Below are 24,586 nucleotides of genomic sequence, written 5' to 3'. Positions count from 1 at the left end.
CGGGGGCGTGCCATCATCGAGCATCGATCGACAGTTGAGTCCGAGTTGGGAGGGCGCGTGGCGATGGAGGCCGGCCCTCGCGACACGGAACAGCAGCAACGGCGGGACGTGGCGGACAGCCCGTCCGGTCTCAGTCCCGACGGTCCCGACGAGCAGGAGATGCTCGCGGACGAGGTCGAGGTCGAGCTGCGGCCGCCCCGGCGGCTCAGGATCTGGCAGCTCGCCCCCATCGTCGGCCTCGCGGCCACCGGCTCGCTGATGTTCGCCTTCCCGCTCGCCTTCGGTACGGGCGACGGGGGAGCGGTCGTCGCGATGCTGGGCCTGCTGATCAGCTGCTGCGCCGCCGGCTGGGGCGTCATGGCGGCGCGCCGCGTCGGCCACACCTGGCCCGGCCTGCCCTCGCGCGGCTCCGGCGAGCGCCCGGACTGGCGCGTGATCGCGCTGTACGTGGGCGTCGCCGCGGTGCTCGTGGCCCTCGCCGTGTGGCGGGTCGCCCGGCTGAGGTGACCGGCGCGGGCCGGGACAGGCTCCGGCACGGTCGGCACGCCCGCTCCGCCACTGTCGGAGCGTCCTCGTAGGATGGGGTGCGTGAGCACCTCGCAGACGTCGCCCCTCCCCTTCCTCAAGGGCCACGGGACCGAGAACGACTTCGTGATCATCCCCGACCCGGACAACGCGGTGGACCTCCCCGCCGCGGTCGTCGCCCGGCTGTGCGACCGCCGGGCCGGTATCGGCGGCGACGGCCTGCTGCACGTGGTGCGGTCCGCGGCCCACCCGGAGGCCCGGGACATGGCCGGCGACGCCGAGTGGTTCATGGACTACCGCAACGCGGACGGTTCCGTCGCCGAGATGTGCGGCAACGGCGTCCGGGTCTTCGCGGGGTACCTCCAGCGCGCCGGCCACATCGAGCCGGGCGAGCTGGCCGTCGCGACGCGCGGCGGGATCAAGAAGGTGCACCTCGCCAAGGCCGCTCCTGGCGGCGACTCCGCCACGGGCGACATCACGGTCTTCATGGGGCGGGCCGTGCTGCCCGAGGAGAGCGCAACCGTCACGGTCGGCGCCCGCAGTTGGCCGGCGACGAACGTGAACATGGGCAACCCGCACGCGGTCGCCTTCGTCGAGGACCTCTCCCACGCCGGTGACCTGTTCACCGCGCCGCAGTGTGCTCCGGCGTCGGTCTACCCGGACGGGGTCAACGTGGAGTTCGTCGTCGACCGCGGCGAACGGCACGTCGCGATGCGCGTCCACGAGCGCGGCTCCGGTGAGACCCGCTCCTGCGGGACCGGCGCCTGCGCCGTCGCCGTGGCCGCCGCGCGCCGGGACGGCCTCGACCCGGCCGTCACGGGCGTTCCCGTCACGTACCGGGTCGACCTGCCCGGCGGCCGTCTGGTGATCACGGAGCGGCCCGACGGGGGGATCGAGATGACCGGCCCCGCCGCGATCGTCGCCGAAGGGCTGATCGACCCCGTTCTGCTCGAAACCGTGACCGCCTAGCGCTTCGCTCGAATGGGTGATCTGTTTCACGCTGAGCGAGAGGTGGACTGCTCCACGTGGTGGGCTCGGTAGCATCAAGCACCGGCCCGGAGGCACGCCAGTTCTCCGTACCGCCGGTCGAAGTCGGCGGAGGTGCCCCATGAGCGCAGAGGCGACCAATCCAGGTGCCCACAGCCGCAGGCGCGGCCGTCCGAGGATCGACCTCCGCAGGCTGGGCCGCGCCGCACTGCTGGGCCCCACGGGGCGCGACCGGCTCCCCGACGCGATCGGCCACGTCGTGGAGGCGCACCGGGCGCACCACCCCGACGCGGACCTCGCCCCGCTGCACAGGGCGTACCTGCTGGCGGAGGCTTCCCACCGCGGTCAGTTCCGCAAGAGCGGCGAGCCCTACATCACCCACCCGCTCGCCGTGACGCTGATCCTGGCCGAACTGGGCGCGGAGACCACCACGCTCACCGCGTCGCTGCTCCACGACACCGTCGAGGACACCGAAGTGACCCTCGATCAGGTGAAGGACGAGTTCGGCGCCGAGGTCGGCTATCTGGTCGACGGCGTCACGAAACTGGAGAAGGTCGACTACGGCGCCGCCGCAGAGCCGGAGACCTTCCGCAAGATGCTCGTCGCCACCGGCAACGACGTCCGCGTGATGTCGATCAAACTCGCCGACCGGCTGCACAACATGCGCACCCTGACGGTGATGCGCCCCGAGAAGCAGGCACGTATCGCCAGGGTCACCCGCGACGTGCTGATCCCGCTCGCCGAACGGCTCGGCGTCCAGGCGCTCAAGAGCGAACTGGAGGACCTGGTCTTCGCGATCCTGCACCCCGAGGAGTACGAGCGGACCAGGGCGGTCATCGCGGAGAACGCCACCTCGTGCACCGCGCTCGCCGGTTTCGCGGACGACTTCCGGGCCGCCCTGCGCGAAGCGGGCATCAGCGCCGAAGTGCTCATCAGACCGAGGCACTTCGTATCCGTGCACCGGGTCTGCCTCCGGCGCACCCAGCTGCGCAGCACGGACTTCGGCCGGCTGCTGATCCTCGTCTCGGAGGACGCCGACTGCTACGCCGTCCTCGGTGAACTGCACACCTGTTTCACGCCGGTGATCTCCGAGTTCAAGGACTTCATCGCGGCGCCCAAGTTCAACCTGTACCAGTCGCTGCACACCGCCGTCGCCGGCCCGGACGGCGCCGTCGCCGAAGTCCTCATCCGCACCCACCAGATGCACAAGGTGGCCGAGGCCGGGGTGATCGCGCTGGGCAACCCGTACGTCCCCGGGGACGGCGCGGAGCCGGCCGGCGGCGCGGAGCCGGCGGACGGCGAGCGGGCCGACCCGACCAGGCCGGGCTGGCTGTCGCGGCTGCTGGAGTGGCAGGAGTCCACCCCGGACCCCGACACCTTCTGGACCTCCCTGCGCGTGGACCTGGCGCAGGACAGGGAGATCACCGTCTTCCGCGCCGACGGCCGCGCACTCGGCCTGCCGGCCGGGGCGACCTGCGTGGACGCCGCCTACGCGCAGTACGGCGAAGCGGCGCACACCTGCATCGGCGCCCGCGTCAACGGCCGTCTCGCCACCCTCAGCACCGTCCTCGGCGACGGCGACACCGTGCACGTCCTCCTCGCCCAGGACAGCGCGTCGGGGCCGTCCCCGGAGTGGCTCGACCACGCCCGCACCCCGGCCGCCCGGATCGCCATCACCAGCTGGCTCGACACGCACCCGGAGGGCGCCGCGGCTCCCTCCCCCGCCCCCCGCAGGCCCGCCCCGCTCCCCGCCGGCCGGCCGGTATCGGTGAACGCCGTGGTGGACGACCCGGAGGCGACCGTACGGCTCGCCGGCTGCTGCACCCCCGTACCGCCGGACGCCGTCACAGGCTTCCCCGTACGCGGCGGAGCCGTGACCGTCCACCGGCAGGGGTGCCCGGCGGTGGCGCGCATGACCGGCGCGGGCCGTGCGCCGGTGCCCGTGCGCTGGGGCGACGCGGCCGAATGCCGGGTCACGCTGGTCGCCGAGTCGTTCGGCCGCCCCCGGCTGCTGGCCGACCTCACGGAAGTGATCGCCGGGCAGGGGGCCGCGGTCGTCTCGGCCACCGTGGAGCCGCCGACCCAGCAGCGGGTCCGGCACACGTACACCCTCCAACTTCCCGACGCGGCCGGGCTCCCGGCCCTGATGAGAGCCATGCGCGACGTGCCAGGGGTGTACGACGTGAGCCGGACCCAGCATCCGGCGGCCACCGCCTGACCTCGTTCGGGTGGGCGCGCGGCCGCCCGTCGCGTGCCGTCGCGGTCCGTACGGCGGGGCGCTGGTAGCGGTAGTCCATGCTGCACACATCCCGGCGCCGTATGCGTGCCGCCCTGCTGGCCGCCGCGTCGGCCACCCTCATCGCCGCGACCCTGCCCTCGCCGGAGGCGCTCGGCATCGGCGACCGGCTCTTCCCCCAACTGGGCAACCCCGGCTACGACGTTCTCGAGTACGACATCGCCCTCGCCTACGAAGGCCGCAACGACCGGCCCCTCGAAGCCGTCACGAAGATCGACGCCTGGTCGACCCGGGGGCTCGACCGCGTCAACCTCGACTTCACCCACGGCACGGTCCGCTCGGTCATGGTGAACGACACCCCGGCCGACTTCGCCACCGCCGGCGAGGACCTCGTCATCGACCCGCCCGCGAACATCCCCGCCGGCTCGCGGATGCGGATCACCGTCGCGCACACCAGCGACCCGCGCGGACCCAAGGACGCCGGCGGCTGGGTGCGCACCGGCGACGGCCTGGTGATGGCCAACCAGGCGGACGCCGCGCACCGGGTGTTCCCGTCCAACGACCACCCGTCCGACAAGGCGTACTTCACCTTCCGCGTCACCGCGCCGCCGGACATCACCGTGGTCGCCAACGGGCGGCGGGTCGCCCGTGCCCGGACCGACGAGCAGACGTCCTGGGTCTACCGCACGGGCCACCCCATGGCCACCGAGCTGGCCCAGGTCTCCCTCGGCCGTTCGTCCGTCGTCGAGCGGCAGGGCCCGCACGGGCTGCCCCTGCGCGACGTCGTCCCCACCGCCGACCGTGAGGCGCTGGAGCCCTGGCTGAAGAAGACGCCCGCCCAGCTGACCTGGATGGAGGAGAAGGTCGGCCGCTACCCATTCGAGACCTACGGTGTGCTGATCGCCGACGCGGAGACCGGCTTCGAGCTGGAGACCCAGACGCTGTCGCTCTTCGAACGCTCCGTGTTCACCTCGGACGCCTTCCCCGAGTGGTACGTCGACTCCGTCATGGTCCACGAGCTGGCCCACCAGTGGTTCGGCAACAGCGTCACCCCGCGCACCTGGTCCGACCTGTGGCTGAGCGAGGGCCACGCCACCTGGTACGAGGCGCTGTACGCGGACGAGAAGTCCAAGCAGTCGCTCGAGACCCGGATGCGCCGGGCGTACGAGCACTCCGACGCGTGGCGCGCGGCGGGCGGACCGCCGGCGGCGCCGGCCGCGGCCGCACCCGGCAAGAAGCTCAGCATCTTCCGGCCCGTCGTCTACGACGGCAGCGCGCTGGTCCTGTACGCGCTGCGCCAGGAGATCGGCAAGAGCGCCTTCGAGCGCCTGCAGCGCACCTGGGTCCAGGAGCACCAGGACGGCACGGCCGGCACGGAGGACTTCACACAGCTCGCATCGAGCATCGCGGAGCGTGACCTCTCGACGTTCTTCCAGGGCTGGCTGTACGGCAAGAAGACGCCCGCGATGCCCGGCCACCCCGACTGGCGCAGCCCGGCCGTCGAGGACGCCGGGAGCGGCGCCACGAAGGCCCGCCGCCGCTGAGAAGCCGCCGAAATCGGGGTGACGGTCCCGGCGGGCCCGTGCGACCATCGGCGGGTCGGCGGCGCTGCCGGGACCGGAACCCCCAGGGGGAATCATCCGGGGCCCCCACGCGTTGTCACTGGCAACGGAGCGGCCCGGCATCTGGCCGGCGTCCGCTCTCCATATCGACGTAAGGATCCAATGACCTCCTCTTCATCCCCTTCCCAGGAACAGCAGAGCTTCGCGGAGACGCGCACAGAGAGCCTTCGGGCCGATGCCCTGATGGAAGAGGACGTCGCCTGGAGCCACGAGATCGACACCGAGCGGGACGGCGACCAGTTCGACCGCTCGGAGCGTGCCGCGCTGCGGCGGGTGGTGGGCCTCTCCACCGAGCTCGAGGACGTCACCGAGGTCGAGTACCGGCAGCTGCGCCTCGAGCGCGTCGTGCTGGTCGGCGTCTGGACCTCGGGGACCGCGCAGGACGCGGAGAACTCCCTCGCGGAGCTGGCGGCCCTCGCCGAGACGGCGGGTGCGCTGGTTCTCGACGGCGTGATCCAGCGCCGCGACAAGCCGGACCCGGCCACGTACATCGGCTCGGGCAAGGCGCAGGAGCTGCGCGACATCGTGCTCGAGACCGGCGCCGACACCGTCGTCTGCGACGGTGAGCTCAGCCCCGGCCAGCTCATCCAGCTCGAGGACGTCGTCAAGGTCAAGGTGGTCGACCGGACCGCCCTGATCCTCGACATCTTCGCCCAGCACGCCAAGTCCCGAGAGGGCAAGGCGCAGGTGGCCCTGGCGCAGATGCAGTACATGCTGCCCAGGCTCCGTGGCTGGGGTCAGTCGCTGTCCCGTCAGATGGGTGGCGGCGGCAGCGGCGGCATGGCCACACGCGGCCCCGGTGAGACCAAGATCGAGACGGACCGGCGCCGGATCCGCGAGAAGATGGCGAAGATGCGCCGTGAGATCGCGGAGATGAAGACCGGCCGCGACATCAAGCGCCAGGAGCGCCGCCGTAACAAGGTGCCCTCCGTCGCCATCGCGGGCTACACCAACGCGGGCAAGTCGTCCCTGCTCAACCGCCTCACGGGCGCCGGCGTCCTGGTGGAGAACGCGCTGTTCGCCACCCTGGACCCGACCGTCCGGCGGGCCGAGACCCCGAGCGGCCGCGGGTACACCCTGGCCGACACCGTCGGGTTCGTACGGCACCTGCCGCACCACCTGGTCGAGGCGTTCCGCTCCACCATGGAGGAGGTCGGGGACTCCGACCTGATCCTGCACGTGGTCGACGGAGCGCACCCGGCGCCGGAGGAGCAGCTGGCGGCCGTGCGCGAGGTGATCCGCGACGTGGGCGCGACGGACGTGCCCGAGATCGTCGTGATCAACAAGGCGGACGCGGCCGACCCGCTCGTACTGCAGCGTCTGCTGCGCATCGAGCGGCACGCGATCGCGGTGTCGGCCCGGACCGGTGCGGGCATGAGCGAGCTGATGCAGCTGATCGACGACGAGCTGCCCAGGCCGAAGATCCAGATCGAGGCACTGGTTCCCTACACCGAGGGCCAGCTGGTCTCGCGGGTCCACGCCGACGGCGAAGTCCTCTCCGAGGAGCACACCACGGAGGGCACACTGCTGAAGGCCCGGGTGCACGAGGAACTGGCCGCGGCCCTGTCCCCGTACGTGCCGGCGGCACACTGACACTCTCTCCGCCAGGCGCCGATGGCACTGCGGTGGTTTGCGCCTGCTGAACACGCCGAAAGGCCCGCCCCCAGGGGGCGGGCCTTTCGGCGTGTTCGCGTGCGGTCGCCCGGCCGGCCTACGGCCCGGCGAACCCGCCTACCGTCCGGCGAACTTGTCGCTCATCATCGTGTAGATCTGCTGGGCGTCCGCGTCCAGCCGGGGACCCGCCAGCCAGCCCGAGGTGACCGGGCCGATGGAGGTGTTGGAGACCAGCGCCAGCTTTCCGTTGGGCTGTTCGGCGAACCAGCCGCCGCCGGAGGAACCGCCGGTCATGGTGCAGCCGATGCGCCACATCGTCGGAGTGCCGGGAGCGATCGACAGCCGCCCGGGCCGGTCGACGCACTTGTGCATGAGCGCGCCGTCGTACGGCGGCGCGGCCGGGTAGCCCCAGGCGCCCATGGCGCGGATGTTCTTGGCCTCGGGGGCGTCGAAGTCGATGTCGAGGGCGACGCCGACCGTCTCCTCGAGGGACTTGGTGCCCCGCTCGGGCTTCACATGCATCACGGCGTAGTCGTACGGGGCGCCGGTTCCGCCCGTCGGGCCGCCCTCGTTGATCCAGGCGCCGGAGGTCGCGACCCAGTCGGCCCAGTAGACGCCGTACGGCGCGATCTCCTGCGGCCGCGCGTTCTCCAGCGCGGCCGGGGACTTGCCCTGGTCGTTGTAGGCGGGGACGAAGGCGATGTTGCGGTACCAGCCGCCCGCCCGGCCCGCGTGGACGCAGTGGCCCGCCGTCCACACGAGGTTGGACTTGCCGGGGTTCTTCGGGTCCTTGACGACGGTCGCGGAACAGACCATCGAGCCCTCGGGAGCGTCGAAGAACACCTTGCCGACGGGGGCGGCGTTCTTGTGGTACGGCTTCTTCTCCGGCTCGGCACGGACCGGGCGGGGCTCCGGGTCGGTGACGCCCTGGTCACCGGAGAGGTCGCCGGCCGCCATCGTCTTCGCGGGCGCCTTGGCCGTCGTCATCCGCTCGGGCTTCCACAGGCCCTCGATCACCGGGTTGACGAAGTCCTCGGCCTCACGCAGCCACGTGTCCTTGTCCCAGTTCTTCCACTCGCCGTTCTTCCACTTGTCCAGGCCGACACCCTGCTCCTTGAGCTTGTCGGCCAGGTCCGCGGGAAGTGCGGCGCCTCCCTTGTCCGCGGCCGCGTCGGACGCGGCAGGCTTGTCCGCCGCCTCCGTCCCGCTCGGGCCGCAGGCCGTCGCCGTCAGGGCGAGAGCCGAAACGAGGCCGGCCGCGGCCAGCAGTGGTCGTATGGATCGCATGGAACGATTCCCCCTGAAAAGCTCTGTACCTGCCATGGAAGGCACATCGCGCTTGCCATGGACGTGTCATAGGAAGAGGCGGCCGTCGGGGCCGCCTCATGCTGGGGCACCACTCTAGGCTCTGCGGACGGACGATCATCATCACGGGCCCTCAACTGCACGGACTTTCCACGAGGATGGAGAACGAGGGCGAGGCGCAGGTGTGGGCGAGGAGCGGCGAGGGTCCCGGCCGCCCGGCCGGGACCCTCGCCGGATCAGTTCACGCGGGCGCCCTCGCGCCCGGACGTCCTTACTGGCCCGCGAACTTCTTGCTGACCGCCTCGTAGATGCCCTCGGCCTCCTTGCCGAGACGCGGACCGGCCAGCCAGCCGGCCGTCACCGGGCCGATGGAGGTGTTGGAGACCAGGGCCGGCTTGCCGTCCTGGCCCTGCGCCACCCAGCCGCCGCCGGACGAACCGCCGGTCATGGTGCAGCCGATGCGGTACATCGTCGGCTCGCTCGCCTTCAGCGACAGCCGGCCCGGCTTGTCGGCGCACTGGAAGAGCTTCTGGCCGTCGTACGGCGGGGCCGCCGGGTAGCCGGTGGCGGTCATGCTCTGGATCTTCGGCACCGCGGGGGCGTTGAAGTCGACCGGCAGGGCCGAACCGACCGTCTCCTCGAGGGACTTGCCGGTGCTGCCCTTCTCCGGGGTCACGTGGATGACGGCGTAGTCGTACGCCGCGCCCTGGCCGCCGGTCGCGGCGCCCTGGGAGATCCACTGGTCGGAGGTCTGGGCCCAGTCGCCCCACCAGACACCGTAGGGAGCGATCTCCTCCTTGGGCGCCTTCTCCAGCTCCGCGGTCTCCTTGGCCCCGTCGTTGTAGGACGGGACGAACGCGATGTTGCGGTACCAGCCACCGCTCTTACCGGCGTGCACACAGTGGCCGGCGGTCCACACCATGTTGGACTTGCCGGGGTGGGCCGGGTCCTTCACCACGGTCGCGGAGCAGACCATCGACCCCTGCGGACCGTCGAAGAAGACCTTGCCGGCCTCCGCGGCGTTCGCGCGGTACGGGGCCTTCACGGCCTGGGCGTCGACCGGGGCCGGGGCGGGGTCGGTGACGCCTTCGTCGCCCGAGATGTCGTTGTCGACCGGCTTCTCCGGGGGCTTCTCGGCGTCCCGCATCCGGTCCGGGTCCCAGAGGTCCTCGATGATCGGGTTGACGAAGTCCTGCGCCTCACGCAGCCACTTGTCCTTGTCCCAGTTCTTCCACTCGCCGTCCTTCCACTTGTCCAGGTCGATCCCGCGCTCCTTGAGGCGGTCCTTGAGATCGTCCGGAATAGTGATCTTGCCGTCGGCGGGCTGACTGGCCGAAGCGCTCGGCTCACCGCCGGCGTTGTCCTCGCTGGGGCCGCAGCCAGTGGCGGCAAGTGCCAGCACCGCGGCCATCGAGGCCGCTGCCAGCGTCGGGCGAATGGGTCGCATCTCTTGATCCCCCTGGGACTTCAGTGCTGCTGATCGATTGAACTCAGCGGTTGGACAGAACTGTTGGACTGCTCGGCGGAAGCCGTCGGCTCAACCCGTCGGTCGAACCGGTCGATTGACCGACCACTGACCGACCACGTGGGCCGGGCGGTTGGGTCAAGCTGTTGAATTGTCGGTATTACCCAGGAACTTCCGGAAGGAGTGCGTTCCTGACCCCTCCTGCACAGCTCGTGGCCGCCGGAGTGCGGCCCCCACTATGCCGGTGCCGATGGGGACGGCGTGCGGCAGGTCCATGGTTCCGGACCGTAAGGATCTTCCGATCGGCCGTGATCCCCGGCCCCCCGCGTCGTTGGTACGGGCGGGGGACGCGAGGACAGCCTTCAACGCCGGTGCGCCCCGCGGGGGTGCCGTACCGATGTGCAACGCAACTGTGACAGCCGGAGGACGAACAGCCGTGGCCGTGACCGAACCTGCTCCGGTGGCGCCGACCGCAGCTCACGAGGGGATTCTGCGCAGACAGTCGCTCCGCGAGTCGGCCGCCCGGACCTACGCGCGCTCACTGCCCATCGTGCCGGTGCGGGCAAGGGGCCTGACGATCGAGGGCGCCGACGGCCGCCGGTACCTCGACTGCCTCTCGGGCGCGGGCACCCTGGCGCTGGGGCACAACCACCCCGTGGTCCTCGAAGCGATCAAGAAGGTGCTCGACTCGGGCGCCCCGTTGCACGTGCTCGACCTCGCCACCCCGGTCAAGGACGCGTTCGTCACCGAGCTGTTCGCCACGCTCCCGCGGCCACTGGTCGAGGACGGGCGCATCCAGTTCTGCGGGCCCGCGGGCACGGACGCGGTGGAGGCCGCGCTCAAACTCGTCAGGACCGCCACCGGCCGCAGCGGCCTGTTCGCCTTCACGGGCGCCTATCACGGCATGACGGCCGGGGCGCTCGAAGCCTCCAGCGGCGCCGGCGACGTACGGGTCACCCGCCTGCCGTTCCCGCACGACTACCGCTGCCCCTTCGGGATCGGCGGCGAGCGCGGCGCGGAGCTCGCCGCCCGCTGGACCGAGAGCCTCCTCGACGACAGCAAGAGCGGTGTCCCCAAGCCGGCCGGCATGATCCTGGAACCCGTGCAGGGGGAGGGCGGGGTGATTCCCGCCCCCGACGCCTGGCTGCGCCGGATGCGTGAGGTCACCGCCTCCCGCTCGATCCCGCTGATTGCCGACGAGGTGCAGACCGGGGTCGGACGCACCGGGACCTTCTGGGGCGTCGAGCACAGCGGAGTCGTACCGGACGTCATGGTGCTGTCCAAGGCCATCGGCGGGTCCCTTCCGCTCGCCGTCATCGTCTACCGATCAGCGCTCGACGCCTGGCAGCCCGGAGCGCACGCGGGCACGTTCAGGGGCAACCAACTCGCCATGGCGGCGGGCGCCGCCACCCTCGCCCATGTCCGGGAGAACCGCCTCGCCGAGCACGCCGCGACGCTCGGCGCCCGCATGCTGGCCGGCCTCCAGGGGCTCGCCGCCGCCCATCCCTGCATCGGCGACGTACGCGGCCGCGGCCTGATGATCGGCGTCGAACTCGTAGACCCCGACTCCATGGCACCGGACGCGGTCGTCCCGCCGTCGGCACCCCGGCTCGCGGCCCTCGTCCAGCAGGAGTGTCTGCGCCGCGGACTCATCGTCGAACTCGGCGGACGCCGGGCCGCTGTCGTGCGCCTGCTCCCTCCGCTCACCCTGACCGACGAACAAGCGGCGGCCGTCCTCGAGCGGTTCGCCGACGCCCTGGCCGCCGCTGAGCGCTCCACGCAGGGCCGCACCGACCACAGGCAGTCGCACTGACCCCGGACCACGTCACAAGGAAGCCCTCCGTGAACCCCACTCCCGCACCCGATGCGCCCGAGTCCCACGACGGCCCCGCCGGCCACCACCGCGAGCAGGGCGGCGTGAGCGGCCCCCTCGTACTGGAACCCGCGACGGTGCCACGCCAGGCCGGCCACCTCGACGAAGCCCGCGACGCTGCCGCGGCCACGCCGACGCCCCCCAGTGCCCCCAGCGACCTTGCCGGCTCCGACGGCCGCGACGGCCTCGGCAGCTCCGACGGCCCCGACCGTCCCGGCAACCTGGACCGGCCCGAGCGGCCCGACTACCTGGACCGCCTCGACGGCGCAGGCCGTTCCGACCGAGCCGGCTGTTCCGGCGCCGAGCCGGACCTGGTCAGCGACCTGGACCCGTTGAAGCGCTCGGGCCCGCTGGACGACCTCGGCCCGGACGTGCGCCCCGACCACCTCAGCGACCCCGACCGGGCGGAGTGCCCGGATCCCCTCGACGACCCCGATGCGCGCCGCGCCGCGGACACGGCCACCGTGGAGAACCTGCTGCGCTGCTGGGCGCGGGAGAACGGCCTGGCACGCCCCGACGGACCCACCCTGCGCATCCCCCTCGCCGCCAGCGGCACCGCACTGCTGGTCCCCGTCCACTACTGGTCGGCCACCGGATGGCACCGTTTCGGACCTCCCGCCCTGGAGGGCAGCCCGCACGAGGCCGCCCGGGCCGACGCCGTGACCGTCGCCGCGCTGCTCGGCCGCGAGAGCGGCCACGGCGACGGAACCGATCTCGTGGCGCGGGTCGCCGACTCCGCCCGGCGCACGGCCGACTTCATCACCGACCGGCGCGCGCGCCCCTCCGCCGCTCCCGAGGCGGACCTGTTCCTCACTGCCGAGCAGTCGCTGCTGCTCGGCCACCCCCTCCACCCGACGCCCAAGAGCCGTGAAGGACTCTCCGAGGCCGAAGCACGGAGCTACTCGCCCGAGTTGTACGGCTCCTTCCCCCTGCACTGGATGGCTGTCGACAAGTCGGTACTGGCCGCGGAGTCGGCCTGGACCGAACAGGGCCGCGCCGTCACGGCCGAACAGCTCACCTCCCGTCTCGCGGGAGATCTCCCGCTTCCCGGCAACAGCGCCGCCCTGCCGCTGCACCCCTGGCAGGCACGCGACCTCAGGCAGCGCGCGGCCGTTTCCGCGCTGCTCGACGCCGGCCTCCTGCACGATCTCGGTCCCCATGGCGACCTCTGGTACCCCACCTCCTCCGTCCGTACGGTGCACCGGCCCGGCGCCCCGGCCATGCTGAAGCTCTCCCTCGGCCTGCGGATCACCAACTCCTGCCGGGAGAACCTCCGCAAGGAACTGCATCGCGGGGTCGAGGTCCACCGACTGCTCCGCGCCGGGCTCGCCGAGCAGTGGCGGGCCGCCCACCCCCGCTTCGACATCGTGCGCGACCCGGCCTGGCTCGCCGTCGACACGCCCGACGCCGGACCCGTGCACGGACTCGACGTCATGATCCGTCACAACCCCTTCGGCCCCGGCGACGACGCGGTCTGCATCGCGGCCCTGACCACCCCCCGCCCATGGCCCGGACGGGCGGGCATGCGCTCACGCCTCGCGGTCACCGTCGAACGCCTCGCCGCCCGTACCGGCCGGCCCCTCACCGCGGTGGCGGCCGAGTGGTTCCTGCGCTACCTCGACCAGGTCGTACGCCCCGTGCTGTGGCTGGATGCCACCGCAGGCATCGCCCTCGAGGCCCACCAGCAGAACACGATCGTGCTGCTGGACCCCGACGGCTGGCCGACCGGTGGCCGCTACCGGGACAACCAGGGTTACTACTTCCGCGAGTCCCACCGCGAGCGGCTGGAAGCCCGTCTCCCGGGCATCGGCGCGCACAGCGACTCGTTCGTCTCCGACGACGTCACCGACGAGCGCTTCGCCTACTACCTCGGCATCAACAGCGTGCTGGGCCTGATCGGCGCCTTCGGGGCACAGCGCCTCGCCGACGAGCGGGTGCTGCTCGCCGCCTTCCGGCAGTTCCTCGCCTCCGCGGCCGGTATGGGGTCACCGCTGCCCGGTCAGCTGCTCGAGACACCCACGCTCCGCTGCAAGGCCAACCTGCTCACCCGGCTGCACGGACTCGACGAACTCGTCGGCCCCGTCGACACCCAGTCCGTCTACGTCACCATCGCCAATCCCCTCCGATCTTCCTGAGGCACGACACCCGACACCGAACCGCGAGAGGAGCACGCCGCATTGCCTCCCACCGATGCGTACACCGCAGGCGGGCCGGGGCCCGCTCCCCGGCCGGGGGGAGGAATCGAGGACACCCTCCCTGCCGCCCCGGGGCGAGGCGCCGACGACGCGCTTCCTCCCCGGATGGCGGGAGGCGCCGAGGACACCCTCGACCTGCGGCTCCCGGACGAGTTCCTCGCCCTGTTCCACGACGACGCACCAGTCCCCTGTGCGCCGGCGGAGCGTGCCCGCCCCAGGTCGCAGGCCGGGGGCGCCGCGGGAGAACTGCTCGGCGAGCCCGGTGAGTGGGGGCCGGTCCCCACGCCCGCCGGTGCCTTCCGGCTCGTCCCCGTGGCCCTGGGACGTGATCTCACGCTCATCGCCCGGTGGATGAACGACCCCGCAGTCGCCGCCTTCTGGGAGCTGGCGGGACCCGACGCTGTCACCGCCACGCACGTCACCGCGCAACTCGAGGGCGACGGCTGCAGCGTCCCCTGCCTGGGCGTCCTCGACGGCACACCCATGAGCTACTTCGAGCTCTACCGCGCCGACCTCGATCCGCTCGCCCGCCACTACCCCGCGCGTCCGCACGACACCGGCGTCCATCTGCTCATCGGTGGCGTCGCCGACCGCGGCCGTGGCGTCGGCTCCACCCTCCTTCGAGCCGTGTCCGATCTCGTGCTCGACAACCTGCCCCTGTGCACACGCGTCATCGCTGAACCCGACCTGCGCAACACCCCCTCCCTGTCCGCCTTTCTCAGCTCCGGCTTTCGGCTTTCCGCGGAAATCGACCTTCCGGACAAGCGAGCCGCCCTCATGGTCCGCGACCGGGCGCTGCGGAACCTGCTGTGAACAACCCGCTGACTTACATGCACCGCCCGATCCGCATCGGTTCCATCTGAGGAGTCCCCGTGCCGAAGTCCCCTGCCAGCCACGGCTCCGTCCCCTTCATTCCGCCCGGCCTGACCCGCGGGAACTGGGACCGGGCAGCCGCCCGCCTGCTCGCCAAGATGCTCGGTGAATTCGCCTACGAAGAGATCATCGAGCCGGTCCTGGTCGAGCCGGACGACTCGGCCCCGCTCCAGCCCGCCGCTCCGACCCCGCTTCCGATCCCGCGCTCGATCCCGGGCTCGACCCCGCCTTCGGTCCCGGGCTCGGTCCGGCCGGCCGGCGCCGGACCGACGGCCGGCGGCGACCTCTACGCCCTCCCTGTCGAAGGGATGGGCGTGCTGACGTTCCGGGCCCGGCGCGGAGCCTACGGAAGCTGGCGCATCGCTCCCGGCTCCGTGGCATGCGACGGCCTTCCCTTCTCCGACCCGCTGGCCTTCCTCGCCCGTGCGAGGACCCTGCTCGGCCTCGACGGAGCCACCCTCGGCCATCTGATCCGCGAAATGTCCGTCACCCTGACCGGGGACACCCGCCTCGAAGGCACCGCTCTGAGCGCCTTCGAGCTCGCGGACCTCAGCTACGCGGAGCTCGAAGGCCACCAGACCGGCCACCCGTGGCTGGTGCTCAACAAGGGGCGCATCGGCTTCTCCGCCACCGACACCGCCCACTGGGCGCCGGAAGCCCGCTGCCCCGCCCGCCTTCCCTGGATAGCGGTCAAAACCGGTCTCGCGGCCTACCGCGGGGTCCCCGGGCTCGACCGCTCGGAGGTCCTGTACGCCCGCGAGCTCGACGAAGAGACCCGTGAGTCCTTCGCAGCCGCGCTGCGCGACAAGGGCCTCGATCCCTCCGCATACCTGTTCCTCCCGGTGCACCCCTGGCAGTGGGACGAAGTGCTGCTCCCCCTCTACGCGCCCGCGGTGGCGCGCGGCGAGATCGTTCCGCTGCCCAGCGACGGCGACCGGAGGCTGCCCCAGCAGTCCATCAGGACCTTCACGAACATCGACCGGCCCGACCGCCACACCGTGAAACTGCCGCTGTCCATCCTGAACACGCTGGTGTGGCGGGGACTGCCCACCGAGCGGACCCTCGCGGCGCCCGCCGTCACCTCGTGGGTACAGGGCCTGCGTGACGCGGACCCGTTCCTGCGCGACGAGTGCCGGGTCGTGCTGCTCGGCGAGGTCGCGTCCGTGACGGTCGAGCATCCGCTGTACGACCACCTCCCCGAGGTTCCCTACCAGTACAAGGAACTGCTCGGCGCGATCTGGCGTGAGCCGCTTCAACCGCGGCTGGACGCGGGGGAGCGGGCCCGCACCCTCGCCTCGCTCCTCCACACCGATCCACAGGGCCGGGCGTTCACCGCCGAACTCGTCAGCCGGTCCGGTCTCGCCCCGGCCGTCTGGCTCCAGCGGCTCTTCGCGGCCCTGCTGCCCCCTCTGCTGCATTTCCTCTACCGCTACGGCACCGTCTTCTCCCCGCACGGCGAGAACGCCATCGTGGTCCACGACGACCACGACATCCCGGTACGCCTCGCGATCAAGGACTTCGTCGACGACGTGAACGTCAGTGCGCAGCCACTGCCCGAGCACGCGTCGATGCCGGAAGAGGTGCGGCGGATCCTCCTCACCGAGGATCCCGGCTTCCTCACCCAGTTCATCCACTCAGGTCTCTTCGTGGGGGTGTTCCGCTATCTCGCCCCGCTCTGTGAGGAGCAACTCGACGTTCCCGAGGAGCAGTTCTACTCGCTCGTACGGGCGGAGATCCTGCGCCACCAGGCCCGTTTCCCCGAGCTCAAGGAGCGTTACGAGACGTTCGACCTGCTCACTCCCCGTATCGAGCGCCTGTGCCTCAACCGGAACCGGCTCCACCTCGACGGCTACCGCGACCGTCCGGAGCGCCCTCACGCGGCCGTCCACGGCACTGTCCCCAACCCGCTGGCCCCGGCCTGATGGCCCGCTGCGTGATCCTGTTGTCGGTGGCGCCCCGTAGGCTGGTCGGGCTATGACGAAGCCATCCCTTCCCGAGCTCCTCCACTCCGCCGTGACCGCCGTCGGCGGTGTGGAGCGGCCAGGCCAGGTCACCATGGCCGAGGCCGTGGCCGAGGCCATCGACGACGATTCCCACCTGTTGGTCCAGGCCGGCACCGGCACCGGAAAGTCGCTCGGCTATCTCGTCCCGGCCCTGGCTCACGGCGAGCGGGTGGTGGTGGCCACGGCGACCCTGGCGCTGCAGCGCCAGCTCGTCGAGCGCGATCTGCCGCGTACGGTCGAAGCACTGCATCCGCTGCTGCGACGCCGGCCGGATTTCGCGATGCTCAAGGGCCGGTCGAACTACCTGTGCCTCCATCGCCTGCACGAGGGTGTGCCGCAGGACGACGAGGAGGGTCTCTTCGACCAGTTCGAGGCAGCGGCGCCCACGAGCAAGCTCGGCAAGGACCTGCTGCGCATGCGGGACTGGGCGGACGAGACCGAGACCGGTGACAGGGACGATCTGACCCCGGGCGTCTCCGACCGGGCCTGGCACCAGGTCTCCGTCTCCTCCCGCGAATGCCTGGGCGCCTCCAAGTGCGCCTACGGGGCGGAGTGCTTCGCCGAGATGGCGCGCGAGCGGGCGAAGCTCGCGGACGTCGTCGTCACCAACCACGCCCTGCTGGCGATCGACGCCATCGAAGGCGCCCCGGTGCTCCCGCAGCACGAGGTGCTGATCGTCGACGAGGCGCATGAGCTGGTCTCCCGTGTGACGGGCGTGGCCACGGGCGAGCTCACCCCCGGGCAGGTCAACCGCGCTGTCCGCCGTGCCGCCAAGCTCGTCAACGAGAAGGCGGCCGACGCTCTCCAGACGGCTGCCGAGTCCTTCGAGCGGCTCATGGAGCTGGCCCTCCCCGGCCGTCTCGAGGAGATCCCCGAGGACCTCGGCTACGCCCTGATGGCGCTGCGCGACGCGGCCCGTACGGTGATCAGCGCGATCGGCTCCACCAGGGACAAGTCGGTCCAGGACGAGGACGCCGTGCGCAAGCAGGCGCTGGCCGCCGTCGAGAGTGTGCACTCCGTCGCCGAGCGGATCTCCCAGGGCTCCGAGTACGACGTGGTCTGGTTCGAGCGGCACGACCGGTTCGGGGCGTCGCTGCGGGTGGCGCCGCTCTCCGTCTCCGGGCTGTTGCGCGAGAAGCTGTTCGCGGAGCGGTCGGTGGTGCTCACCTCGGCCACGCTCAAGCTCGGCGGCGACTTCAACGGAGTGGGGGCCTCGCTGGGTCTCGCGCCGGAAGGCAGCGGGGGCGAGGACGTGCCGCAGTGGAAGGGGCTCGACGTCGGCTCGCCCTTCGACTATCCCAAGCAGGGCATCCTCTATGTCGCCCGGCATCTCTCCACCCCCGGGCGCGAGGGTTCCCGCGGCGACATGATGGACGAGCTGGCCGAACTGGTGGAGGCCGCCGGCGGGCGTACGCTCGGGCTCTTCTCCTCGATGCGGGCCGCGAAGGCGGCGGCGGAGGAACTGCGCGGCCGCATCGGCAATCCGATTCTGCTGCAGGGCGAGGAGACCCTGGGCGAATTGATCAAGGCGTTCGCCGCAGACCCGGAGACATGCCTGTTCGGCACTCTCTCGCTCTGGCAGGGCGTCGATGTGCCCGGTCCCGGCTGCCAGCTCGTCGTGATGGACCGCATTCCGTTCCCGCGTCCCGACGACCCGCTGATGAGCGCCCGGCAGAAGGCCGTCGAGGAGGCGGGCGGCAATGGGTTCATGGCCGTGGCGGCGACGCACGCGGCGCTGCTGATGGCTCAGGGAGCGGGCCGTCTCGTGCGCGCGACCGGAGACCGCGGTGTGGTGGCGGTGCTCGATCCGCGGCTCGCCAATGCGCGCTACGGCACCTATCTGCGCGCCTCGCTGCCCGACTTCTGGTACACGACGGACCGCAACCAGGTCCGCCGTTCCCTGGCGGCGATCGACGCGGTGGCCAAGGCGGAGGGCAAGTAGCGCCGCTGCCACAGCAGTCCGCCTGTCAGAAGGCGCGACTGTCGGAAGGGCAGCGCGAGTGGGCGGAAGGTGCTCGCCCTGCTTCTCGTGCTCACAGGGGCGCGGGCAGCGCAGGACCCCGGGACCGGCGCAGTGGATCCCGGGGTCCGGTCTGGGCCGGCGGGTGGTCTCACACCCGTCGCAGCACTGCCACCACCTTGCCGAGGATGGTCGCCTCGTCGCCGGGGATGGGCTGGTACGCGGCGTTGTGCGGGAGCAGCCAGACATGGCCGTTCTCCCGCTTGAAGCGCTTGACCGTGGCCTCGCCGTCGAGCATGGCCGCCACGATGTCCCCGTTCTCCGCGACGGGCTGGCGGCGCACGGTCACCCAGTCGCCGTCGCAGATCGCGGCCTCGATCATCGAGTCTCCGACGACCTTCAGCACGAAGAGCTCGCCGTCGCCGACCAGCTGGCGGGGGAGGGGGAAGACATCCTCGACGGACTCCTCGGCGAGGATGGGGCCACCGGCCGCGATCCGGCCGACGAGGGGCACGTACGACGCGGCGGGCTTGCCGGTGGTGTCCGTGGGCTGGGTGCTCGGCTGGTCGGAGCCGCGGACCTCGTACGCCCGGGGCCGGTGCGGGTCCCGGCGCAGGAACCCCTTGCGCTCCAGCGCCATGAGCTGGTGGGCCACGGACGAGGTGCTCGACAGGCCGACCGCCTGGCCGATCTCGCGCATCGACGGCGGGTATCCCCTTCGCTGCACTGAGTCGCGGATGACCTCGATGACGCGCCGCTGCCGGTCCGTGAGGCCCGAGCTGTCAGCCCGGATGCCGGGAGGTCGGCCGGGCAACGAGCGGCCGGGCTTCGGCCCCTCCGGAGTCGTGGCTGCGTCATTCATGGCATGCACCGGCTCGAATCGGCTCTGTGAGCGGTCCTGGGCAGTGATGGTGGCACTGTCTGCGGTGGTGGTCACGTCGGCCCCTCTCGAATGGTCTCCCTAAATGGACAACGGTAGTTGGTTTCGAAAGGTTGCGCCAAACACACGTTCGAGTGAAAAATTGCAGATTGCCTGACGTGGGCATTCTGCTGGGTGTATGCGCGAACGATCGAGCCGGGCCGCGCAGCCGCTACGGTAGCCTTCGCCGACGACGCCGACGGAGTCGGGTCGTTCCGGAGCCTTCCGGTGCCGCCCGTTCGGGCCGTCGCTCAGTCTCGCATCCAGGCCGTTCCGGAGCGGGGACGCCGGGCCCCGTGTCGTCACGAGGAGCCCGTCGGCGCGTCCCGGGCAGCGGGTCCGAGCACGGAACGCAGCCGCCCGGCACGCGGTGTGTCCGAGCGCCCTTGGAGCCCCTCCGTACCCGCCGCGCAGGACGACACGCGTGGCGAGCTGAAGTGCGCCAGACCCCAGATCTAGTGGTTGGATTGGGTTCGCCACCCAGAAGTTGTGTCCCTGGTGTTTCACGGCCGAAGGGATCGCCTATGCTTGTGGCTGCTTCGCGAGGCCCGATCCGGCCCGCAGAGGCTCATCGGTCGTGCTCACGAAGGAGGGGTTGGGAGCCATGCACTGTCCCTTCTGCAGGCATCCCGACAGTCGTGTCGTCGACAGCCGCACCACCGACGACGGGACGGCGATCCGCCGCCGCCGGCAGTGCCCGGACTGTGCCCGGCGCTTCACGACGGTCGAGACCGCCTCTCTGATGGTGATCAAGCGCAGCGGCGTGACGGAGCCCTTCAGTCGTACCAAGGTTATTTCCGGGGTACGGAAGGCTTGCCAGGGGCGGCCGGTCACCGAGGACGCCCTCGCCCAGCTCGGCCAGCGTGTCGAGGAGGCGGTGCGCGCCACCGGCAGCGCCGAGCTGACCACTCATGACGTGGGTCTGGCCATACTCGGCCCGCTGCAGGAACTCGACCTCGTCGCGTACCTGCGCTTCGCGTCCGTGTACCGGGCGTTCGACTCGCTCGAAGACTTCGAGGCCGCCATCGCGGAGCTCCGCGCCGGCCGGCCTCCTGCCGAGGAAGACGGGGGCGGCGGGACGGTCGAGGTCCCCGTACCCGCCACCGCCGCCGACTGAGCGGAGCGGCCGGACGGCCGAGGCCCGCATGAAGGGCCCGCCGGACGGTCAGGGCGGCAATGAACCTGCTCGCGTACGCCCTGCGTGGCGTCCGCAGCAACAGACAGAAACCGTGCCCCGGGAAGATCTGGGCACTTCAGGGCGTTTTTGCCCGTATATGGGAGGCGGCATGACCGAGACGACGAGCGGCCCGGCACGAGGGTCCCGAGCCAAGGGATCCAAGGCGAGCAAGGGCCTGCGTATCGAGCGCGTCCACACCACCCCCGGCGTGCATCCGTACGACGAGGTGGTCTGGGAGCGCCGTGACGTCGTCATGACCAACTGGCGTGACGGCTCGGTCAACTTCGAGCAGCGTGGCGTCGAGTTCCCCGACTTCTGGTCGGTGAACGCGGTCAACATCGTCACCAGCAAGTACTTCCGCGGGGCCGTCGGCACCCCGCAGCGCGAGACCGGTCTCAAACAGCTCATCGACCGGATCGTGAAGACGTACCGCAAGGCCGGTGAGGACAACGGCTACTTCGCCTCGCCCGCCGACGCGGAGATCTTCGAGCACGAGCTCGCGTACGCCCTGCTGCACCAGATCTTCAGCTTCAACTCGCCGGTCTGGTTCAACGTCGGCACGCCCCAGCCGCAGCAGGTCTCGGCCTGCTTCATCCTGGCCGTCGACGACTCCATGGAGTCGATTCTCGACTGGTACAAGGAAGAGGGCATGATCTTCAAGGGCGGCTCCGGCGCCGGCCTGAACCTCTCCCGCATCCGCTCCTCCAAGGAGCTGCTGTCCTCGGGCGGCAACGCCTCCGGCCCCGTCTCCTTCATGCGGGGCGCCGACGCCTCCGCAGGAACGATCAAGTCCGGCGGTGCCACCCGCCGCGCGGCCAAGATGGTCATTCTCGACGTCGACCACCCCGACATCGAGAACTTCATCGAGACCAAGGTGAAGGAAGAGGAGAAGATCCGCGCCCTGCGTGACGCGGGCTTCGACATGGACCTGGGCGGCGACGACATCACGTCCGTCCAGTACCAGAACGCCAACAACTCGGTGCGCGTCAACGACGAGTTCATGAAGGCGGTCGAGGCGGGCGGCAAGTTCGGCCTGCGTGCCCGGATGACCGGGGACGTCATCGAGGAGGTCGACGCCAAGAGCCTCTTCCGCAAGATGGCCGAGGCGGCCTGGGCCTGCGCCGACCCGGGCATCCAGTACGACGACACCATCAACCACTGGCACACCTGTCCGGAGTCCGGCCGGATCAACGGCTCGAACCCCTGCAGCGAGTACATGCACCTGGACAACACCTCGTGCAACCTCGCCTCGCTGAACCTGATGAAGTTCCTCAAGGACGACAGCAAGGGCAACCAGTCGTTCGACATCGAGCGCTTCTCGAAGGTCGTCGAGCTGGTCATCACGGCGATGGACATCTCCATCTGCTTCGCGGACTTCCCGACCCAGAAGATCGGCGAGAACACCCGCGCCTACCGCCAGCTCGGCATCGGCTACGCCAACCTCGGCGCGCTCCTGATGGCGACCGGCCACGCGTACGACTCCGACGGCGGCCGCGCGCTCGCCGGCGCCATCACCTCCCTGATGACCGGAACGTCGTACAAGCGCTCCGCCGAGCTCGCCGCCGTGGTCGGCCCCTACGACGGCTACGCCCGCAACGCCGAGCCGCACAAGCGCGTCATGAAGCAGCATGCCGACGCCAACACCGTGGCCGTCCGGATGGACGACCTGGACAGCCCGATCTGGGCCGCCGCCACGGAGGCCTGGCAGGACGTGATCCGCCTTGGGGAGAAGAACGGTTTCCGCAACGCCCAGGCGTCGGTCATTGCCCCGACCGGCACCATCGGTCTCGCGATGTCCTGCGACACCACCGGTCTCGAGCCCGACCTCGCCCTGGTCAAGTTCAAGAAGCTGGTCGGCGGCGGCTCGATGCAGATCGTCAACGGCACGGTCCCGCAGGCCCTGCGCCGGCTCGGCTACCAGCCGGAGCAGATCGAGGCGATCGTCGCCCACATCGCCGACCACGGCAACGTGATCGACGCGCCCGGCCTGAAGACCGAGCACTACGAGGTCTTCGACTGCGCCATGGGCGAGCGTTCCATCTCCGCGATGGGCCACGTCCGCATGATGGCCGCGATCCAGCCGTGGATCTCCGGCGCGCTCTCCAAGACGGTCAACCTGCCGGAGACGGCGACGGTCGAGGACGTCGAAGAGGTCTACTTCAAGGCGTGGAAGATGGGCGTCAAGGCGCTCGCGATCTACCGCGACAACTGCAAGGTCGGCCAGCCCCTCTCCGCGAAGAAGAAGGAGCAGGAGAAGGCCGAGGTCACCGAGAAGGCCGAGGAGACGATCCGGGCCGCGGTCGAGAAGGTCGTCGAGTACCGCCCGGTCCGCAAGCGCCTCCCGAAGGGCCGCCCGGGGATCACCACCTCCTTCACGGTGGGCGGCGCCGAGGGCTACATGACCGCCAACTCCTATCCGGACGACGGTCTCGGCGAGGTCTTCCTGAAGATGTCGAAGCAGGGCTCCACGCTCGCGGGCATGATGGACGCTTTCTCGATCGCCGTCTCGGTCGGCCTGCAGTACGGCGTTCCGCTGGAGACGTACGTCTCGAAGTTCACCAACATGCGCTTCGAGCCGGCCGGTATGACGGACGACCCCGACGTGCGGATGGCGCAGTCGATCGTCGACTACATCTTCCGCCGCCTGGCGCTGGACTTCCTGCCCTTCGAGACCCGATCCGCGCTCGGCATCCACTCCGCGGAGGAGCGTCAGCGCCACCTGGAGACCGGCTCGTACGAGCCGTCGGACGACGAGCTCGACGTCGAGGGCCTGGCCCAGTCGGCTCCGGTGCGGCAGGAGCCGCAGGCCGTCGCCGCCCGGCAGGCGGAGATCCCGGCGCCGAAGCAGGCGCACACCTCCGCCGAACTGGTGGAGATGCAGCTGGGGATCAGCGCCGACGCTCCGCTGTGCTTCTCCTGCGGGACCAAGATGCAGCGTGCCGGTTCCTGCTACATCTGCGAGGGCTGCGGCTCGACCAGCGGTTGCAGCTGACGACCGACGCCACCGGGTGAACCGGTGAGGGCGGGGGAGCCGATGAGGCTCTCCCGCCCTTTGGTCTTTCTCCGCGGTGCCGGCATTTCTCCGTGGTCACCGGGTGTTCAGCCCGTCGGGCGTCCCATCACCGTGAGATACGTCTGCGGGTCCGCGTCGAAACCGGTGAGCGAGCCGCTGAACGTCCATTCCCCCGTCTCGCCGCGGACGAACTCGCCGACCGTCGCGGCCGTGGCGTCCGGGACCGTGGCGAAGTCGTTCCCCCCGATCTCCGTGTGTCCTTCGAGGATCCGCACCGAGGCGTTCGCGACATCGCCGAACGTCGTGCGGCCGTTGCTCTGCTGGATGACGACTCCCACGACGACACGCCCGTAGGCCGAGGCCAGCCGGTCGAACTCCAGGGTCATGACCTCGTCCGCCCCGAAACCCTGCCCCGTCCCGCTCTCCCTGGCCAGGATGATCGTGCCGTCGGGCGAGCGGCTGTCGAAGTGCACGACGTATGCCGGATCGCCGAAGGGAGCCTCCGTCGGATACGTCGCGGCCACCAGGTCGAGGTCGTGGGGCGACTCGCCGAGGGGGCTGGGATCCCACTTGAGGGCCACCTCTGCCTTCCGGACGCCCTTGTTGAGGCTGCTCACAGCACATCCTTCCCCGTAACTGCCGGAAACGATTCGTGTGTTGACCGTATCCGTTCCGTGCGTGCTGCGGCGAGGATGCCGCCGGCACACCACCTCGTGGCGGAACGCGTCGATCCCGCCGCTGACCTGGCAGCTCGGCCGGGCGTGCGCGAAGGCGCCCACGGTGGCCGTCCCGCGCACGAGTTGCCGTGCCGCGGGCGGG

The 24,586-nt window shown here is 70.9% G+C and carries 16 protein-coding genes; 12 read left to right on the top strand and 4 right to left on the bottom strand.

Annotated elements, in window-relative coordinates:
• The first annotated feature begins 63 nt into the window (after positions 1-63).
• The 5 genes from ACWD01_RS22680 (at position 64) to hflX (ending at position 6,963) form a co-directional block, all read left to right on the top strand.
• On the top strand, positions 64-507 hold the full coding sequence (locus ACWD01_RS22680) for a hypothetical protein (RefSeq protein ID WP_451164571.1): 444 nt from the start codon (positions 64-66) through the stop codon (positions 505-507).
• A 72-nt stretch (positions 508-579) separates the two neighbouring features.
• Complete coding sequence (dapF, locus tag ACWD01_RS22675) at positions 580-1,494, top strand: diaminopimelate epimerase (protein ID WP_451164547.1); 915 nt, start codon at positions 580-582, stop codon at positions 1,492-1,494.
• Positions 1,495-1,633: 139 nt separating this feature from the next.
• Positions 1,634-3,730 (top strand): RelA/SpoT family protein, encoded by a 2,097-nt coding sequence (locus ACWD01_RS22670; RefSeq protein ID WP_451164545.1) that lies wholly within the window; start codon positions 1,634-1,636, stop codon positions 3,728-3,730.
• Positions 3,731-3,807: 77 nt separating this feature from the next.
• The gene (locus tag ACWD01_RS22665; protein ID WP_451164543.1) at positions 3,808-5,292 is read left to right on the top strand and encodes a M1 family metallopeptidase; all 1,485 of its coding nucleotides are present in this window, start codon (positions 3,808-3,810) and stop codon (positions 5,290-5,292) included.
• Positions 5,293-5,472: 180 nt separating this feature from the next.
• Positions 5,473-6,963: a GTPase HflX gene (hflX, locus tag ACWD01_RS22660; RefSeq protein WP_451164541.1), complete on the top strand. Its 1,491-nt coding sequence runs from the start codon at positions 5,473-5,475 to the stop codon at positions 6,961-6,963.
• 138 nt (positions 6,964-7,101) lie between these two features.
• Here the strand turns inward: hflX and ACWD01_RS22655 are convergent, their stop codons facing one another.
• Complete coding sequence (locus ACWD01_RS22655) at positions 7,102-8,271, bottom strand: trypsin-like serine peptidase (RefSeq protein WP_451164539.1); 1,170 nt, start codon at positions 8,269-8,271, stop codon at positions 7,102-7,104.
• Between the two features lie 289 nt (positions 8,272-8,560).
• The gene (locus tag ACWD01_RS22650; protein ID WP_451164537.1) at positions 8,561-9,736 is read right to left on the bottom strand and encodes a trypsin-like serine peptidase; all 1,176 of its coding nucleotides are present in this window, start codon (positions 9,734-9,736) and stop codon (positions 8,561-8,563) included.
• A 454-nt stretch (positions 9,737-10,190) separates the two neighbouring features.
• Between ACWD01_RS22650 and ACWD01_RS22645 the strand changes: the two genes are divergently transcribed.
• The 5 genes from ACWD01_RS22645 to ACWD01_RS22625 are packed head-to-tail and all read left to right on the top strand — an operon-like array spanning position 10,191 to position 18,640.
• Positions 10,191-11,567: a diaminobutyrate--2-oxoglutarate transaminase family protein gene (locus ACWD01_RS22645; protein WP_451164535.1), complete on the top strand. Its 1,377-nt coding sequence runs from the start codon at positions 10,191-10,193 to the stop codon at positions 11,565-11,567.
• Positions 11,568-11,596: 29 nt separating this feature from the next.
• Positions 11,597-13,762, top strand: coding sequence for an IucA/IucC family protein (locus ACWD01_RS22640; protein WP_451164533.1), 2,166 nt, complete (start codon positions 11,597-11,599; stop codon positions 13,760-13,762).
• A 42-nt stretch (positions 13,763-13,804) separates the two neighbouring features.
• Positions 13,805-14,635: a GNAT family N-acetyltransferase gene (locus ACWD01_RS22635; RefSeq protein ID WP_451164531.1), complete on the top strand. Its 831-nt coding sequence runs from the start codon at positions 13,805-13,807 to the stop codon at positions 14,633-14,635.
• A gap of 59 nt (positions 14,636-14,694) precedes the next feature.
• Entirely contained in the window at positions 14,695-16,617 is a 1,923-nt protein-coding gene (locus ACWD01_RS22630) for an IucA/IucC family protein (protein ID WP_451164529.1), read from the top strand.
• A 52-nt stretch (positions 16,618-16,669) separates the two neighbouring features.
• Positions 16,670-18,640 carry an ATP-dependent DNA helicase gene (locus ACWD01_RS22625; protein ID WP_451164527.1) on the top strand — a complete coding sequence of 657 codons (1,971 nt, stop codon included), beginning with the start codon at positions 16,670-16,672 and terminating at the stop codon, positions 18,638-18,640.
• Positions 18,641-18,809: 169 nt separating this feature from the next.
• Here ACWD01_RS22625 and lexA read toward each other — a convergent pair whose 3' ends face one another.
• On the bottom strand, positions 18,810-19,595 hold the full coding sequence (gene lexA / locus ACWD01_RS22620; protein WP_356895829.1) for a transcriptional repressor LexA: 786 nt from the start codon (positions 19,593-19,595) through the stop codon (positions 18,810-18,812).
• A gap of 586 nt (positions 19,596-20,181) precedes the next feature.
• Here lexA and nrdR point away from each other — a divergent pair.
• Positions 20,182-20,694: a transcriptional regulator NrdR gene (nrdR, locus tag ACWD01_RS22615; protein ID WP_356895831.1), complete on the top strand. Its 513-nt coding sequence runs from the start codon at positions 20,182-20,184 to the stop codon at positions 20,692-20,694.
• A gap of 169 nt (positions 20,695-20,863) precedes the next feature.
• On the top strand, positions 20,864-23,746 hold the full coding sequence (locus ACWD01_RS22610; RefSeq protein WP_451164524.1) for a vitamin B12-dependent ribonucleotide reductase: 2,883 nt from the start codon (positions 20,864-20,866) through the stop codon (positions 23,744-23,746).
• Between the two features lie 107 nt (positions 23,747-23,853).
• Here ACWD01_RS22610 and ACWD01_RS22605 read toward each other — a convergent pair whose 3' ends face one another.
• The gene (locus tag ACWD01_RS22605) at positions 23,854-24,384 is read right to left on the bottom strand and encodes a TerD family protein (protein ID WP_451164522.1); all 531 of its coding nucleotides are present in this window, start codon (positions 24,382-24,384) and stop codon (positions 23,854-23,856) included.
• Between the last annotated feature and the right edge of the window lie 202 nt (positions 24,385-24,586).

Source organism: Streptomyces sp. NPDC002835 (genome assembly GCF_053591995.1).
This window is presented reverse-complemented; position numbering and strand designations above follow the sequence as displayed.